General features: G+C 71.7%; 11 protein-coding genes. 7 read left to right on the forward strand and 4 right to left on the reverse strand.

The window, feature by feature from the left end:
- Window positions 1-98: 98 nt before the first annotated feature.
- Window positions 99-2,585, reverse strand: a complete 2,487-nt coding sequence (locus JOL79_RS35655) for a cellulose binding domain-containing protein (protein WP_307848785.1) — start codon at window positions 2,583-2,585, stop codon at window positions 99-101.
- A gap of 685 nt (window positions 2,586-3,270) precedes the next feature.
- On the opposite strand from JOL79_RS35655, the gene JOL79_RS28375 reads away from it, so the two are divergent.
- Together JOL79_RS28375 and pntB are read left to right on the forward strand one after the other, a co-directional pair.
- The gene (locus tag JOL79_RS28375; protein WP_210158967.1) at window positions 3,271-4,815 is read left to right on the forward strand and encodes a Re/Si-specific NAD(P)(+) transhydrogenase subunit alpha; all 1,545 of its coding nucleotides are present in this window, start codon (window positions 3,271-3,273) and stop codon (window positions 4,813-4,815) included.
- Window position 4,816: 1 nt separating this feature from the next.
- The gene (gene pntB, locus JOL79_RS28380; RefSeq protein WP_210158968.1) at window positions 4,817-6,223 is read left to right on the forward strand and encodes a Re/Si-specific NAD(P)(+) transhydrogenase subunit beta; all 1,407 of its coding nucleotides are present in this window, start codon (window positions 4,817-4,819) and stop codon (window positions 6,221-6,223) included.
- A gap of 18 nt (window positions 6,224-6,241) precedes the next feature.
- Here the strand turns inward: pntB and JOL79_RS28385 are convergent, their stop codons facing one another.
- Complete coding sequence (locus JOL79_RS28385; RefSeq protein WP_210158969.1) at window positions 6,242-7,405, reverse strand: ROK family transcriptional regulator; 1,164 nt, start codon at window positions 7,403-7,405, stop codon at window positions 6,242-6,244.
- A 112-nt stretch (window positions 7,406-7,517) separates the two neighbouring features.
- Between JOL79_RS28385 and JOL79_RS28390 the strand changes: the two genes are divergently transcribed.
- Complete coding sequence (locus JOL79_RS28390; RefSeq protein WP_210158970.1) at window positions 7,518-8,756, forward strand: MFS transporter; 1,239 nt, start codon at window positions 7,518-7,520, stop codon at window positions 8,754-8,756.
- A gap of 35 nt (window positions 8,757-8,791) precedes the next feature.
- Here the strand turns inward: JOL79_RS28390 and JOL79_RS28395 are convergent, their stop codons facing one another.
- Window positions 8,792-9,946 (reverse strand): sulfite oxidase, encoded by a 1,155-nt coding sequence (locus JOL79_RS28395; RefSeq protein ID WP_210158971.1) that lies wholly within the window; start codon window positions 9,944-9,946, stop codon window positions 8,792-8,794.
- A gap of 222 nt (window positions 9,947-10,168) precedes the next feature.
- On the opposite strand from JOL79_RS28395, the gene JOL79_RS28400 reads away from it, so the two are divergent.
- From JOL79_RS28400 to JOL79_RS28415, 4 genes are all read left to right on the forward strand, one after another.
- The gene (locus JOL79_RS28400; RefSeq protein WP_210158972.1) at window positions 10,169-11,524 is read left to right on the forward strand and encodes an NtaA/DmoA family FMN-dependent monooxygenase; all 1,356 of its coding nucleotides are present in this window, start codon (window positions 10,169-10,171) and stop codon (window positions 11,522-11,524) included.
- A complete protein-coding gene (locus JOL79_RS28405; RefSeq protein WP_210158973.1) occupies window positions 11,521-12,708 on the forward strand; it encodes an LLM class flavin-dependent oxidoreductase in 1,188 nt (395 codons plus the stop codon). Before JOL79_RS28400 ends, JOL79_RS28405 begins: the two co-directional genes overlap by 4 nt.
- An 82-nt stretch (window positions 12,709-12,790) precedes the next feature.
- On the forward strand, window positions 12,791-13,846 hold the full coding sequence (locus JOL79_RS28410) for an LLM class flavin-dependent oxidoreductase (protein WP_210158974.1): 1,056 nt from the start codon (window positions 12,791-12,793) through the stop codon (window positions 13,844-13,846).
- Window positions 13,843-14,997 (forward strand): LLM class flavin-dependent oxidoreductase, encoded by a 1,155-nt coding sequence (locus JOL79_RS28415; RefSeq protein ID WP_210158975.1) that lies wholly within the window; start codon window positions 13,843-13,845, stop codon window positions 14,995-14,997. Before JOL79_RS28410 ends, JOL79_RS28415 begins: the two co-directional genes overlap by 4 nt.
- Here the strand turns inward: JOL79_RS28415 and JOL79_RS28420 are convergent.
- Complete coding sequence (locus JOL79_RS28420; protein ID WP_210158976.1) at window positions 14,994-15,950, reverse strand: glutathione S-transferase C-terminal domain-containing protein; 957 nt, start codon at window positions 15,948-15,950, stop codon at window positions 14,994-14,996. The genes JOL79_RS28415 and JOL79_RS28420 overlap by 4 nt on opposite strands.
- Between the last annotated feature and the right edge of the window lie 13 nt (window positions 15,951-15,963).

Raw genomic sequence — 15,963 nt, forward strand, 5'->3', positions numbered from 1 at the left:
CGACGAGGACCGGGCCGGGGACCTGCCGTGCGCGTGAGGGCCGGGCGGGGGCGGCACCGCCCCCGCCCGGCCCGTCAGGACATCGCGCGGGTCACCGGTCAGGAGGCGCCGCAGGTGATCGGCGACGGAGCGCCGTTGCTCCCGTTCCAGGCGCCGGTGAAGCCGAACGTGGCCGAGGCTCCCGCGCCGAGGGCGCCGTTGTAGGAGACGTTGCCCACGGTGACCGCGGAGCCGTTCTGGGCCAGGGTGCCGTTCCACAGCTGGGTCACGGTCTGACCGTTGGGGAACGTCCAGCCCACGCTCCACGAGGTGGTCGCCGCGCTACCGGTGTTCGTCACCGTGACCTCGCCCTGGAACCCGCCCGGCCACTCGTTGACGACCCGGTAGGCGGCGGTGCAGCCGCTTCCGCCGGGTGACGGGGTGGTCGACGGGCTCGAAGACGGACTCGGTGACGGGCTCGAAGACGGACTGGGAGAAGGACTCGGCGACGCACTCGGCGACGCACTCGGCGACGCGGAGGGCGAAGGCGAGGGCGACGCGGACGGGCTGGGAGACGGGCTCGACGGCGGGACTGGATTCTTGATGTCCTGGTAGGCCGCCTGGAGACCGGCCGAGGCCATCACCGACCGGGCCCCGGAGGGCCAGTTGCCGTTGGTGACCCCGACGTTGCCCGACACGGTGTTGCCGCGCGAGCCGTTGACCAGGTCGGTGCCGGTGTTGGTCGTCCAGTTATTGGTCAGGGTCAACGTCCCGGTGTTGTTGCCCCCCTGGGTGTTGGCGTGCGCGAACATCCACCAGCTCCCGTCGAACACGTTGTTCGACGCCGCCGTGTATCGCGACCCCTCGTCGAAATACAACCCGAACTGACCCGTCGAGGCGCGGAGGCAGTAGTTCCCGCTGATCGTCCCGCCGGGATTCGCCGACAACGTGTAGATGCACGCCCCGTCGTTCATCTGCTGCATCACGTCATGCACATAGTTGTCAGTGATCTTGTTGTTCGACGCCGTCGTCGCGGTCGAATACCGCGGCTGGTAGTTGTACAACCCGCGGTTGGTGTAGTCCGGGCTGCCCCCCGCGTCGTTGGATCCCCATCCGTATCCGTACGCCACTCCCAGATACGGCATGTTGTAGATCTCGTTGTGCGAGATCGTCGCGTTCGTCACGTACGTCGGCAGGAACGAGGTGATCCCCCGGTAGTCCAGCCCCATGTCATGCACCAGGTTGTTGCTGAACACCAGATCCCGGTTCACCATCCGCGAATCGCTCGGATGGTGCGCGTCGGCCTGCACGCCACCGGCCACCACTCCGCCCGCCGCGCTGTAGGCGAACACGTTGCCGGTCACCGTGATGGAACCGGTGCCCAGTCCCACCCCCGAGGCGTGCGCGTTGGCGTCGTTGCCGATCCCCAGCGCCGTCTGCCCCAGGTTCAGGAAGCGGTTCCGGATGAAGTCGACGTTGTTGGCCGCCGACACCTGGACCGCGCCCGGCATCTGGTTCCAGTGCGGCCGCACCGACTCGAACTGCGTGCACCCGTACTGACACGACGACAGCGGATTGCCCGGCCACCCCCAGTTGCCGGAGATGTAGGCCCCGGTCTGCTGGTCGGCGTACCCCTGGTTGCTACTCGGCCCCAGCCAGCTCGTCCCCGAGAACGTGATGCCCGAGAAGGTCAGGTGATGCACCGGCGCCGCGTACGTCCCGCCGATCTGCACCAGCGACTGGACCAGCGGGAATTCGACGTCGGCGGTGTTCATGCTCTGCCCCGGCAACGGGATGTAGTACAGCGTCCCCGTGCCGGTGTTCAGGTACCACTCCCCCGCCGCGTTCAGGAACTCATAGGCGTTCTCCAGATACATCGGCCCCTGACGGTAGGGATTGATGATCGTGTCGTACCCGAAGATGTTGTTGTTCCAGGCCGGCTGCTTCATCGTGATGACGTTGCCGCCGATGCTCTGCACCGGCACGTACCGGTCGGTGAACGACCCGATCCCGTGCAGCTCCACCCGCCCCTGATTGGCCAGGTTGTTCAGATAGCCGAGCGCGCCGCTGGAGAAGCTCAGCCCGGTGTTGCTCGCCGTGAAGTCCGACCGGTTCACCGCCGTGCGGGCCCGCACCGCCTCCACCCCGTCGACGTACAGCTGGCGGGTGTCGATCCCGGCCCCGACCGAGGCCTTCCAGATGTTCTTGCCGGAGTCGGCCACCGTCCATCCGGTGACCGCCTTGGCCCCGCTGATCGTTGGATGCGCCTGCGGCGCGGCCTGCCACACGACCCGGTAACCGTTGCCGCCCGAGTCGGCCGCGGTGAAGACCAAGGGGGCGGTACGCCGATACACACCGTCGGCCAGCTCCACGACGATGTCCCCCGACATCGACCCGTTCCGCGACCGCACCGCCGCCTGCGCCCCGTCCAGCGAACACGGCTGCGCCGACGAACACGCCGAACCGGAACCCCACGGGGACGCGTACAACGTAGTGGTGGCGGCGAAAGCCGGAACCACCGAGGCGACCGCACCGGCCGCGGCTAAGACAGTGGCGACCAGACCGGCGAGAACCGGTCTGGTCGCCACACGAGACGAAATGAGCACAGTTTTTCCTTACGGGGTTGGGAGTGTGGTCAGGTCACGCCCACCTCGCAGGAGAAGCCGACGTGGCCGACCTCCCCCGAGCGAGGTCGGCCCCGGGCATTAAGTGCTAATTACCTGTGGAAACCGGGAGCCCGTCAAGGCATAAGTTTCAGACACACCCGGCTCATGACCACGCCGCCCGCCGACCGACCGCCGTGCGGCTCGCCTCCTTCACCCCAGGCTGTCCGCCCGAACCGCCCCTTCCGGCGGGCCGATGCGGTATTCACCCGTACATACGCCATGCCAGGCCACACTGCGCCCAGCAGATATAAGTCGTACTCATACTTTCGCACTCCGGGAAACGTGCGGCCGCCGATGCGAAAGGCCCCCGGACGAGCCCGGCCCGTCGAGGTGAAAGTTTCAGCGCCACCCCTGGACACCCTCCGACCCGGGCGGCCAACCCCACCACTCTTGCTCCCTAATATGGAAATTCGGGAGAATTTCCCATACACGGCGTTTGATCGCATCGCCCGTCCCGTTTGGTGGCCATCGATGATCTCCCCGCCGCTGTGCGTGAGAGAAGGCGCCGGCGGTCGGACCCGATCCCCCGAACACCGTCACGTCCACCGCCGCCCACCACAAGCGGGCGGCGGCGCGGGGCCGAGCACTCCACGACCCCGGCGACCTGGCTGAGAAAGGAATCGCGATGAGTCACTCACCCCAGCGCCTCGGCGTGGTCGCCGAATCGGCGCCGGGCGAGACCCGGGTGGCCGCCACCCCCGCCACCGTGCGGCAACTGGTCTCGCTCGGCTACGAGGTGATCGTGCAGGCCGGCGCGGGCAGGCGGGCGAGCTTCACCGACGAGGCGTACGTCCAGGCCGGGGCGCGGACCGGCCGGCGGGAGGAGGCGTGGGGCGCCGACGTCGTGCTCAAGGTGAGCGCGCCGGCGACGGAGGAGATCGCGGCGTTGCGCGACGGCGCCACGCTTGTGTCGCTGATCGGCCCGGCGACCGGCGCCGCGCTGCTGGACGCGCTCGCGGCACGGCCGCTCACCGTGCTGGCGACGGACGCCGTGCCGCGCATCTCCCGCGCGCAGTCGCTGGACGTGCTGAGCTCGATGGCGAACATCGCCGGTTACCGCGCCGTCATCGAGGCGGCGCACGCCTTCGGGCGGGTCTTCACCGGCCAGGTGACCGCCGCGGGGAAGGTGCCGCCGGCCACGGTCCTGGTGGCGGGCGCGGGCGTGGCCGGGCTCGCCGCGATCGCCACGGCCGCCAGCCTGGGCGCGGTCGTGCGGGCCACCGACCCGCGTCCGGAGGTCGCCGAGCAGGTGCGCTCGCTGGGCGCCGAGTTCCTCGACGTGGGCGTCACGCAGGAGGCGAGCGCCGACGGGTACGCCAGGGAGACCGGTGACGACTACGACCGGCGGGCCGCCGCTCTCTACGCCGAGCAGGCCGCCGACGTGGACATCGTCATCACCACCGCGCTGATCCCCGGACGCCCCGCGCCCAGGCTGCTCACCGCCGAACACGTCGCGCGCATGCGGCCGGGCAGCGTCATCGTCGACATGGCCGCCGCGCAGGGCGGCAACGTCGCCGGCACCCGCGCGGGCGAGGCGGTCGTCACCGAGAACGGCGTGACCATCATCGGCTACACCGACCTCGCCGCCCGGCTCCCGGCCCAGGCCTCGCAGCTCTACGGCACCAACCTGGTCAACCTGATGCGGCTGCTGACCCCGGGGCGGGACGGACGGCTCGTACTCGACTTCGACGACGCCGTGCAGCGGGCGATGACCGTGGTGCGCGACGGGGAGAAGACCTGGCCGCCACCGCCCGTACCGGTGAGCGCGAAGCCCCCGGCCGCGCCTCCGGCCCCGCGCCCCGCGCCCATCCCGGCGCCGCCCCCGCCGGGCCGCCGCCGCCACGTGATCACCGCCGTGGCCGCCGCCGCGCTCTTCCTGCTGACCGCCTTCTCCCCGAACGCGCTGATCGAGCACGTGACGGTCTTCGTCCTGTCGATCGTGATCGGCTACTACGTCATCGGGAACGTGCACCACGCGCTTCACACGCCGCTGATGTCGATCACCAACGCCATCTCCGGGATCATCGTCGTCGGCGCGCTGCTGCAGATCGGGCAGGCGAACACGATCGTCACCGCCCTGTCGTTCGTCGCGATCCTGCTGGCGAGCGTCAACATATTCGGCGGCTTCGCCGTGACCCGGCGCATGCTCGGCATGTTCTCCAGGAGCTGACGTGACCCTCTCCACGGCCGCGCAGGCCGCCTACATCGTCGCCGCACTGCTGTTCATCCTGAGCCTCGCCGGTCTGTCCAAGCACGAGAGCGCGCGCTCGGGCGTCGTGCTCGGGATCTCCGGCATGGTCATCGCGCTCGCCGCCACGGTCGCCCTCGCCGCGGACGGCGGCGACGTCCTCGCGGTCGTCCTGCTCGCGGCGGCCATGGCGATCGGCGCCGCGATCGGGCTCTGGCGGGCCCGGATCGTCGAGATGACCGCCATGCCGGAACTGATCGCCGTCCTGCACAGCTTCGTCGGGCTCGCCGCCGTGCTGGTCGGCTGGAACGGCTTCCTGGAGGTCGAGGCGGACGGCGGGGCGCGGGCGGACGTCACCGGCTCGCTGCTGGGCATCCACCACGCCGAGGTGTCCATCGGTGTTTTCATCGGGGCGCTCACCTTCACCGGTTCGGTCGTCGCGTTCCTCAAGCTGGCGGCCCGGATCGACTCCAGGCCCATGACGCTGCCCGGCAAGAACCAGCTGAACGTCGGCGCGCTCACCGCGTTCGCCGTCCTGACCGTCTTCTTCGTCGCCTCCCCGAGCCTCGGGCTGCTCGTCGCGCTGACCGCCGTGGCGCTGCTGCTCGGCTGGCACCTGGTCGCGTCGATCGGCGGCGGCGACATGCCGGTCGTCGTCTCGATGCTCAACAGCTACTCGGGGTGGGCGGCCGCCGCGTCCGGCTTCCTGCTCGACAACAACCTGCTGATCGTCACCGGCGCGCTCGTCGGCTCGTCCGGCGCCTACCTGTCGTACGTCATGTGCCGGGCGATGAACCGCTCGTTCATCTCCGTCATCGCCGGTGGGTTCGGCATCGAGGCGGCCTCGTCCGGCGACGCCGACTACGGGGAACACCAGGAGATCACCGCCGCCGAGACCGCCGACCTGCTGAAGGACGCCAAGTCGGTGATCATCGCCCCCGGCTACGGCATGGCGGTCGCCCAGGCTCAGTATCCGGTGGCCGAGCTCACCCGCAGGCTGCGCGATCGCGGGGTCGAGGTCCGCTTCGGCATCCACCCCGTCGCCGGGCGCCTGCCGGGCCACATGAACGTGCTGCTCGCCGAGGCGAGGGTGCCGTACGACATCGTCCTGGAGCTGGACGAGATCAACGACGACTTCCCCGGGACGTCGGTGGTCCTCGTCATCGGCGCCAACGACACCGTCAACCCGGCGGCCATCGAGGATCCGGCCAGCCCCATCGCCGGCATGCCCGTCCTGCACGTGTGGGAGGCGGAGAACGTGGTCGTCTTCAAACGGTCGATGGCCACCGGATACGCCGGGGTGCAGAACCCGCTGTTCTTCCGGCCCAACAGCCGGATGCTCTTCGGCGACGCCAGGCAGCGGGTCGAGGAGATCGTGGCGGCTCTCTGACGACCCGCCCGGACCGGATCACCCGCCGGCGCGCGCGGCGGCGGGGTCCCCGGGTTCCTCGGCGGGCTCCTCGGCCCGTTCCTTCGCGGCTTCTGCCGGTCGCGGCCCCGTGGGCAGGCCGTACCGCTCGTTGAGCATGCCCATCGCCGCCCCCGCGGCGATCACGTCGACGCCGAGGGCCGGCGTGGTCACCTCGGCGGCCAGCCAGTCGGCCCGCGGCACCTCGGTGCGGACGGCCGTCCGTACCGCTTCCAGATAGGCGGCGGCGTGCGGAAGCAGGTCGGCGCCGGCCAGGACGACGTGGCCGACGTCGAGCGTCTGCAGCAGGTTGACGACGCCGACGGCCAGGACGCGGGCGGCCGTCCCGACGTCTCCGCGGGCGAGCGCCCGGTCGTGCAGTGTCTCCAGGCAGCCGCGCCTGCCGCAGACGCAGGGCGGGCCGTCCGTCTGGACCACCATGTGCCCGAACTCGCCCGCGTTCGTGTGCGCGCCGCGGTAGGCGCTGCCGCCCAGCCACAGGCCCGCTCCGATGCCCGACTCGACCATGATCAGCGCGGCGTCGCGGAAGTGCGGCCCCCGCAGCCACGCCTCACCGACGACCCCGGCGGCCACGTCCTTGTCGAGCATCACCGGCAGGCCGAGCCGTTCCGCGGCCATCTCGCGGAGCGGCACGTCGTGCCAGTGCCGCAGGCGGTGCGCGTCGCGCACGACGCCCTGCGCGTGGTCGAGCGGGCCGACCATGCCGATCCCGACGCCGACGAGCCGCCCGGCCCGGCACTCGCCGGCCAGCCTCCCGACACCGGCGGCGAGCTCGTCGAGCAGCCGCTCCGGGGTGAAGTCGGGGGGCAGCGGCCCGACGATCGTGTTGAGCACCTGTCCCGTCAGGTCGCTCAGGACCATCCGGAGCGTACGGCGGGCCACGTGCGCGCCGATGGCGTAACGGCTGTTCGGCACGAGGCGGTAGACGCTGGCCGGTTTGCCGACGCCCTGCCGCCGCACCCCGTCGGGCTCGACCAGACCAGCGGCGACCAGCCGGGCGACGACCTTGGAGACCGCCTGCGGAGTGAGGCCCGTGGCCGAGGCGATCGTCGCACGGTCGAAGACGCGGGCACGGCGCGCCACGGCGACCACCGAGGCGTCGTTGTAGTCGCGCAGAAAATCCAGATCGGCCGGTTTGACCACCCCGCCATCTTATTACGCAACACCGTTGCTATACGCTGAAGCGCACCTTGACGTGAGCATTCCGGACCGCCCCCATGGCACCGGGGCGCTCCATTGAGCACGAAGGTTTTCCATGAGCTCCCTCACCCCGGCGCAGCGCCGGTCCGCTCTCCTCGCCCTTGCCCTCGGTGGCTTCGCCATCGGCCTCACGGAGTTCGTCGCGATGGGGCTGCTCCCCGGCATCGCCCGCGACCTGCTCCCCCAGCTGTACGCGCAGTCCACCTCGCAGGCGGTCGCCCGCGGTGGGTGGATGATCACCACCTACGCCCTCGGGGTGGTCGTCGGCGCGCCGGCCGCCGCGGCGCTGACCGCCCGGTTGCCGCGCAAGACGATGCTGATCACCCTGCTCGCGATCTTCATCGCCGGCACCGTCGCGTCGGCGCTCGCCCCGGCGTTCGGCCTCGTCCTCGTCGCCCGTTTCGTGGCCGCCCTGCCCCACGGAGCCTACTTCGGCGCGGCGGGGCTCATCGCCGCCTCCATCATGGGTCCGGGCAGCCACGGCAAGGGGTTCGCCGTCGCGCTCGGCGGCCTCACGGTGGCCAATGTCGTCGGCGTCCCCGCGATCACCCGGCTCGGCCAGGCCGCCGGGTGGCGGGTCGCCTATCTCGCCATCGCCGCGGTGTTCGTGGTGACGCTCCTGGCCGTGCTCGCCACCGTGCCGAAGGTCGACGTGCATCCGAACGGCTCGGCCCGCAGCGAGTTGCGGGCCTTCCGCGCCCCGCAGGTGTGGCTGGCCGCCGCCACGGCGTCGCTCGGCTTCGGCGGCTTCTTCGCGATCGACAGCTACATCGCGCCCATCACCACCCACGTCGCGGAGTTGTCCGCGTCGACGGTCCCCTGGGTGCTCGTCGCCGTGGGGCTCGGCATGACCGTCGGCAACGTCGCGGGCGGCTGGGCCGCCGACCGCGACCTGCGGCTGACCCTGATGATTGGATTCCCGCTGTTCATCGCCGCGATGGCGATCTTCGCCCTGGTCGCCCACTGGCCCGCCGGGCTCTTCGCCGGCGCCTTCCTCGTGGGCGCGGCGTGCCTGATCCTCGGCCCGCCCATGCAGTCGCGCCTCATCAACATCGTGCCCGGCGCGCAGATGATGGGCGCGGCCGTCACCCAGTCGGCCATGAACATCGCCAACAGCCTGGGCGCGTTCCTCGGCGGCCTCGTGATCGCGCACGGCTTCGGCTATGTCGCCCCGGCCTGGGTCGGCGTGGGCCTCGGCGTCATCGGGCTCGTCCTCGTGAGCGTCAGCTTCGCGCTGGAGACCGCCGGTAAGCGGGGCGCGGCAGCCGTACGGGAACCCGCCGGAGTGCGCTGACACCGTGCCGCCCGCACCCCGAGGGCGTGGACCGGTCAGCGCACGATGACGGGGTGACGCGCCACCGCGTCGAACGCGTATCCGAGGGTGTTGTACGGCGCGTGATCGGGCTGCGTCGCGCCCGTCTCGTCGGCGGCCCGCGCGAGCAGCCGGTGCTCGCCGGCGACCCGGGGAGCCCAGGGGATGTCCCACCGGGTCCACCCCAGCGGTTCGCGATCGTCGCGCAGACGTGCCGGCCGCCAGGTGACGCCGTCGTCGGCGCTGACGTCGACCCGGACCACCCGTCCGCCGCCCGACCACGAACGGCCGCACAGCAGGTGCTCGCGCCCGGCCTCCAGACGGGCCGGCCAGGGCAGTTCGAAGGCGCTCCTGATCCCCACCCGGGTCAGCGGCGGGCCGCCCTCGGGCGGGTGACCGGGGCCGCGCATGCGGTAGAGGCGGGTGCTCCACGGAGACTCCAGCGGCTCCGCCGACACCTCGATGTCGCCCAGCCACTTGGTCCAGGCGACACCGACCCACCCCGGCACGACCAGGCGCGCGGGATGGCCGTGGTCGGGCGGCAGCGGCCGCCCGTTCATCTCGTACGCCACCAGCACGTCGTCCAGTGCCTTGGCCACGGGGAGCGGGCGGCGCACCCGGCCCAGATTCTCCCCCGCTTCGGCGTAGTCGCCGTCCAGACCGCGCGGCATCAGCGCCACGGCCGCGCCGGTCATCCCCGCCCGCTCCAGGAGCGCCGCCAGGCGCACGCCGCGCCACCGGGCGGTGCCCACCGCGCCCAGCCCCCACGGAGTGCCCGACACGTTCTGCTTCTGCTGCGTCTCGTACAGGCTCCGGCCGTTGCCCGCGCACTCGACGAACGCCGTCACCGTCTCGGCCGGCATGTCGAGGAGCTCGCGGTAGGTGAGGTCCACCGGTCCCGCGCGCAGGCCGGAGCCCCAGAACGTGAGCCGCCACGTGGCGGCGTCGATCAGCGGCGTCGCCGTGTGGTTGCGGACGAAGAAGAGGTCGTTCGGCGTGAGATAGCCCTCGTCGCGAAGCGCCTCCCAACGGGTCTCCGCGTTCGTGCCGTGCAGAGCGAACAGGTCGGGCGGCAGGGGTTTGCGGATACCGGGTGACACGGCCGGCGCCGCGCGTCCGGCGACGCGAGGCGCTGTGCGCTCACTCGACGAGCGGATCGAGTCCAGGCCCATGACGAGAGTATCCCATAAAACTGGTAGGTAATGACAGCTATTAGCCGCCACCCTTGGGCCCCGGGACATTGACGGTAAAACCCTTTTTTCCTACTCTATTACTAGGTTTATTGAGCGGTGGCCGTGCCGGAGGCATCCGGCACGGCTCCGCCCCCACCTCGGAGCAGCCACGAGGGCCACCGGGTGCGTCCCGCCTGGACCCCACCGCCATCAGGAGCCCCGATGACCAAGCAGATCCATCTCGCCGCGCACTTCCCCGGCGTGAACAACACGACCGTGTGGTCCGACCCCAGATCGGGCAGCCAGATCGACTTCGACTCGTTCCGCCACCTGGCCCAGACGGCCGAACGCGGGAAGTTCGACTTCTTCTTCCTGGCGGAGGGACTGCGGCTGCGCGAGGCGAAGGGCCGGATCCACGACCTGGACGTCGTCGGGCGCCCCGAGTCGCTCACCGTCCTTTCCGCCCTGGCCGCGGTGACCACGCGTCTCGGGCTGGCCGCGACGGTGAACTCGACGTTCAACGAGCCGTACGAGGTGGCCAGAAGGCTGGCCACGCTCGATCACCTCAGCGGAGGCCGGGCCGCGTGGAACGTCGTGACCAGCTTCGACGCCTTCACCGGCGAGAACTTCCGCCGGGGTGGCTTCCTGGACGAGGCCGACCGGTACACCCGGGCGAAGGAGTTCCTGCAGACCGCGAGAGAGCTGTGGGACTCGTGGGCGCCCGACGCGGTCGCCGCGGACCCGGAGTCGGGACGGTTCCTGCGGCCGGGCGGCGTCACCCCCTTCCGGCACGAAGGCCGGCACTTCGACATCTCCGGCGTGTTCAGCACGCCCCGGGGACCGCAGGGTCACCCGGTGATCATCCAGGCCGGCGACTCCGACGAGGGCCGCGAGTTCGCCGCGTCCTCCGCCGATGTGATCTTCAGCCGGCACAGCAGGCTGGAGGAGGGCCGCGCGTTCTACCGCGACGTCAAGCGCAGGCTCGCCGCGTACGGCCGGCGGCCCGAGGACCTCAAGATCCTTCCCGCTGTGACGTACGTGCTCGGCGACACGGAGGCCGAGGCCGCGGAACGGGCCGCCGAGATCCGCCGCGCGCAGGTCAGCCCGCAGACCGCGCTCTACTTCGTGGAAGCCGTGTGGGGCCGTGACCTGTCGGGATACGACCCGGACGGCCCGCTGCCCGACCTGGAGCCTGACCTGGACGACGGCGTCTCCAAGGGTCACGCGCAGTTCCGCGGCGACCGCGGCGCGGTGGCGGCCAAGTGGCGCGCCCTGGCGGAGGAGAAGAACCTGTCGATCCGGGAGCTCGTCGTCGAGGTGGCCGCGCCGCAGACCTTCGTCGGCACCCCGCGATCGGTGGCCGACGAGATCGACAGGTTCGTGCAGACCGACGCCGCCGACGGCTTCATCTTCGTGCCCCACCTGACCCCGGGCGGGCTGGACGACCTGGTGGACAAGGTCGTCCCGCTGCTCCAGGAGAAGGGGGTCTTCCGGGCCGACTACACCGGGCCCACCCTCCGCGACCACCTGGGCCTGGCCCCGCGCACCCTCACGACACGCACCGAGGAGATCTCATGACCCTGTCTCTCGCCGTCGCGCTGGACGGGGCGGGCTGGCATCCGGCCGCGTGGCGGTCCGGGAGCGCGCGGCCGGGCCGGCTGTTCACGCCCGGATACTGGGCGGAGCTCGTCACGGAGGCCGAGCGCGGCCTGCTCGACTTCGTCACGTTCGAGGACGCGCTCGGCCTCCAGTCGACCCACCTCAACGAGCTCGACGGGCGGCTCGACCAGGTGCGCGGACGACTCGACGCGGTGCTGATCGCGTCGGCCGTGGCCCCGCTCACCTCGCGGATCGGTCTCGTGCCGACCACCAGCACGACTCACACCGAGCCGTTCCACGTCGCGATCGGTATCGCGTCCCTCGACCACATCAGCCGCGGCCGGGCCGGCTGGCGTCCCCGGCTCTCCCCCCGGCCGGACCAGGCCCGGCACTTCGGCCGCCGCGTCCTGCCTCCGCTGGACCTCTCCGACGACCCGGATCCCGCCTCCACCAGCAGCGTGGCTGACCTGTTCGGCGAGGCGGCGGACGCGGTCGAGGTGGTCCGCCGCCTGTGGGACAGCTGGGAGGACGACGCGGAGATCCGCGATGTCGCGACCGGCCGGTTCATCGACCGCGAACGGCTGCACTACATCGACTTCCGCGGTGAGTGGTTCAGCGTGCGGGGCCCGTCGATCACGCCGCGCTCCCCGCAGGGCCAGCCGCTGGTGACCTCTCTCGCCCACGACACGCTGCCCTACGAGTTCGCCGCCCGGTCGTCCGACGTCGTGTACGTCACGCCGCGCGACCGGGCCGACGCCGCCGCCATCGTCGGACGGGTGCGGGAGGCGGAGGCCGCCGTCGGCCGCCCCGGGGCGCCGTTGAAGATCTTCGGGGATCTGGTGGTCTTCCTCGACGCGGACGGCGCGGCCGGCCGGAAGGCACGCCTGGACGAGCTCGACGGAGGCGAGCTCGTCTCGGACGCCCATGTCTTCACCGGGACCCCGGAAGGGCTCGCCGGGCTGCTGCTCGACTGGCGGGAGGCGGGGCTGGACGGATTCCGCCTCCGGCCGGGCGAGCTGCCCCACGATCTGACGGCCATCACCCGGGGCCTGGTGCCCGAACTGCGGGCCCGGAACGCGTTCCGGGCGGCGTACGAGACCGCCGACCTGCGGGGACGGCTCGGCCTGCCCCGTCCCGGCAGCCGCTACGCGAAGGTGTCATGAACGCCGTCCCCATCGCGGAGACGAGGCGCGGAGCGGCCTCGCGTACCCGCACGATCCGCGTGACGAGGGAGGTCCCCCGGCCATGAGATTCCTGGCGCTGACGCTCGCGTTCCAACTGCCCCATCCGCTGACCGGAGAGGTGAAACCGGAGACCGAGCGGTTCCGGGAGGTCGTCGCGGCCGCCGTCCTCGCCGAGGAGCTGGGGTTCGACGGCTTCGCGTTCGGCGAACGGCACGAGCGGCCGTTCCTGTCCTCGGCCCCACCCGTGGTGCTGAGCCACATCGCGGCCCTGACCAGCAGGATCAGGCTGTTCACCGCGGTGACCACGCTGAGCCTGCTCGACCCGGTCAGGGCGTTCGAGGACTATTCGACCCTGGACCACCTCTCCGGGGGACGCCTGGAGCTGATCATCGGCAAGGGCAACGGCACCGCGCAGGCCGAGCTGTTCCACGTGACCGACGCGGACCAGTGGGACCGCAACCGCGAGGGCTACGAGCTGTTCCGGCGGCTCTGGCGGGAGGACAAGGTGACCTGGTCGGGCCGCTTCCGGCCGCCCCTGACCGACGCCGAGGTGCTCCCCCGGCCGCTGCAGCGGCCCGTCCGGGTCTGGCACGGCAGCGCCACCAGCAGGGAATCGGTGGACCTCGCCGCCCAGTACGGCGATCCGCTCTTCTCCGCCAACGTCACCAACCCCGTCGAACCGTACGCGGAACTGGTCCGGTACTACCGCGAGCGCTGGGAGCACCACGGCCACGACCCGGCCGACGCCCTGGTGGGAGCGGGCAGCGCCGGCTACTACGCCACGCCCCGATCGCAGGACGCCGTCGAGACCTACCGGCCGATCTTCGACGCCCGGGTGGCGTTCCTGAAGAGGCGGGGCCTCGACCCGGTGTTCCCCACCCTGGAGGACGCCATCGAACGCAGCTCCATCCTCGTCGGCAGCCCGCAGCAGATCGTCGACAAGGTGCACCGCTACCACGAACTGCTGGGCCACGAGGTGATGCACGTCCAGGCGGAGGCCGACGGGCTCACCGACGCACAGCACCGGGCGTCGCTGGAGCTGTTCCAGAGCGACATCGCGCCCGTCCTGCGGAAAGAGATCCCCAGCAGGCCGTTCCCCACGGGAGGACCGTCATGACCCGCCTGTCCATCCTCGACCTCTCCCCCATCTCGGCCGGGAGCACCCCGCGCGAGGCGCTGCGCAACACGGTCGATCTCGCCAGGCGGGCGGACGACGCCGGCTATCACCGCTACTGGCTGGCGGAGCACCACCTCACGCCCGGCGTGGCGAGTTCCGCGCCCGCGGTCCTCATCGGCGCGGTGGCCGCGGCCACCAGCCGGATCAGGGTCGGCTCCGGCGCGGTCCAGCTCGGCCACCAGACGCCGCTCACCGTCGTGGAGCAGTTCGGCACGCTCGACGCCCTGCACCCCGGCCGGATCGACCTGGGGCTCGGCCGCTCCGGCCAGCGGGCGCGTGAGCTGCGCGCCGCGCGCCCCGAGCCGGCGGCCCCCGAGCCCGCTACCTCCGAGCCCGCGGCCCCTGTGGCGGCCCGCACGGTGCGCGGCCTGCTGATCCCGCCGCCGTTCTCGTTCGCCGGGCTCGTCCACTCTCCGCTGTTCGCGCTGGCCCACAGGCTGTTGCAGCAGCCCGGGGCCGAGACGCCCGACTTCGCCGGTCAGGTCGACGACATCGTGGCGCTGCTCGGAGGACACTACCGATCCGACGAGGGGCACGAGGCGCACGCCCAGCCGGGAGAGGGCGCCGAGGTGGAGCTGTGGATCCTGGGCAGCAGCGGCGGTCAGAGCGCCCAGGTCGCGGCCGAGCGCGGGCTGCCGTTCGCGGCGAACTACCACGTGAGCCCGGCCTCCGTGCTGGAGGCGGTGGACGCCTACCGGGACGCCTTCAAGCCGTCGCAGGCGTATCCCGCGCCGCATGTCATGGTGTCCGCCGACGTCCTGGTCGCGGACACCGACGCCGAGGCCCGCCGTGTCGCGGAGCCGTACGGCCTGTGGGTGCGCAGCATCCGGACGGGCGCGGGGGCCATGCGGTACCTCTCCCCGGAGGACGCCTCCGCGCACGTGTGGACGGACGAGGACCGGGCGCTCGTCGCGGACCGTGTGGACACCCGGTTCGTGGGGACGCCCGGCGGCGTGGTCGAGGGACTGCGGGTGCTCAAGGAGGCGACGGGCGCCGACGAACTCCTCGTGACCACGATCGCCCACGACCACGCCGACCGCGTCCGCTCCCAGGACCTCCTCGCCGAGGCCTGGACGGCGGCCGGCCTCTAACGCCCGGGCGGCTCGTCCCAGTCCGCCTCGCGCGGCGCGACCTCGATCCGCACCGGCCCGTCGCCGGAATGGGCGGGCGTGCCGGGGAACCGGAACGCGGTGAAGTCGGTGGTCTCCCGGAACGCCGGGATCGTGTACAGATCCCTGGCGTACGCCCAGAGGTTGGGGTAGCCCGTCAGCGGCCGCTCGCTGATTCCGGCCAGCGGGTTGTGCAGCAGGTCGAATCGGACCAGCACCACCCACAGCTGCACGTCGGACTCGGTGAGGCGGTCGCCGAACAGGTACCGCCCGCCGGCCAGGCGGGCGTCGAGCCGGTCGAGCGCGGCGGTCACCCGCGCACGCCGCCGCTCGTACTCCTCCTGCGCCGAGGCCCTGGCGACCTGGAGCACGCCGTGGCTGACCTCACGGGCGATCTCCTCGTCCAGCGCCTCGATCTCGTCCCGCAGGCCGGCCGGGTAGAGGTCAAGGCCCGAGACGGCCCACTGGGCGAACCGGGTGCCGAGATCGACGGGGATCTGGGGGTAGTCGTTGCTGACGATCCGGTTCGTCCGCCGGTCCCACAGAACCGGCACGGAGATGTGGCCGGGATATCCGGGCTCGGTGGCGTCGTACGCCTCCGACAGGAGCGTGAAGCCGTTGACCGGGTCGGGCCCGCGCCGCTCGCGGAACGCCCAGCCGCGCGCGTCCCGGTCGTCGTCCACGTACGACAACGACACGACGTCACGCAGCCCGGCCAGGTCGCGCACGATGGCGACGCGCTGCGCCCACGGGCACGTGTAGGAGACGTACAGGTGGTAGCGGCCGGGTTCGGCCGGATATTCGCCGGATCCGTCGGCGGCGATCCGGCCCCGGAACGGGTAGAGGGGCCCCGGGCGGTCGGTCCGGCCGGGTCCGTACGGACCGTTGGCGGCCACGTCGGCGGGGCTCGCGTAAGCGGGTGCGTGGGTGGTCATGGGTCTCCTTGTC

It is taken from the genome of Microbispora oryzae (assembly GCF_017896165.1).
Taxonomy (GTDB): Bacteria; Actinomycetota; Actinomycetes; order Streptosporangiales; family Streptosporangiaceae; genus Microbispora; species Microbispora oryzae.

Excerpts from the sequence above, each read along its gene's own strand:
- JOL79_RS28375 (WP_210158967.1), top strand. The coding sequence starts at position 3,271 with ATGAGTCACTCACCCCAGCGCCTCGGCGTGGTCGCCGAATCGGCGCCG.
- JOL79_RS28390 (WP_210158970.1), top strand. The coding sequence starts at position 7,518 with ATGAGCTCCCTCACCCCGGCGCAGCGCCGGTCCGCTCTCCTCGCCCTT.
- JOL79_RS28395 (WP_210158971.1), bottom strand. The coding sequence starts at position 9,946 with ATGGGCCTGGACTCGATCCGCTCGTCGAGTGAGCGCACAGCGCCTCGC.
- JOL79_RS28400 (WP_210158972.1), top strand. The coding sequence starts at position 10,169 with ATGACCAAGCAGATCCATCTCGCCGCGCACTTCCCCGGCGTGAACAAC.
- JOL79_RS28405 (WP_210158973.1), top strand. The coding sequence starts at position 11,521 with ATGACCCTGTCTCTCGCCGTCGCGCTGGACGGGGCGGGCTGGCATCCG.
- JOL79_RS28410 (WP_210158974.1), top strand. The coding sequence starts at position 12,791 with ATGAGATTCCTGGCGCTGACGCTCGCGTTCCAACTGCCCCATCCGCTG.
- JOL79_RS28415 (WP_210158975.1), top strand. The coding sequence starts at position 13,843 with ATGACCCGCCTGTCCATCCTCGACCTCTCCCCCATCTCGGCCGGGAGC.
- JOL79_RS28420 (WP_210158976.1), bottom strand. The coding sequence starts at position 15,950 with ATGACCACCCACGCACCCGCTTACGCGAGCCCCGCCGACGTGGCCGCC.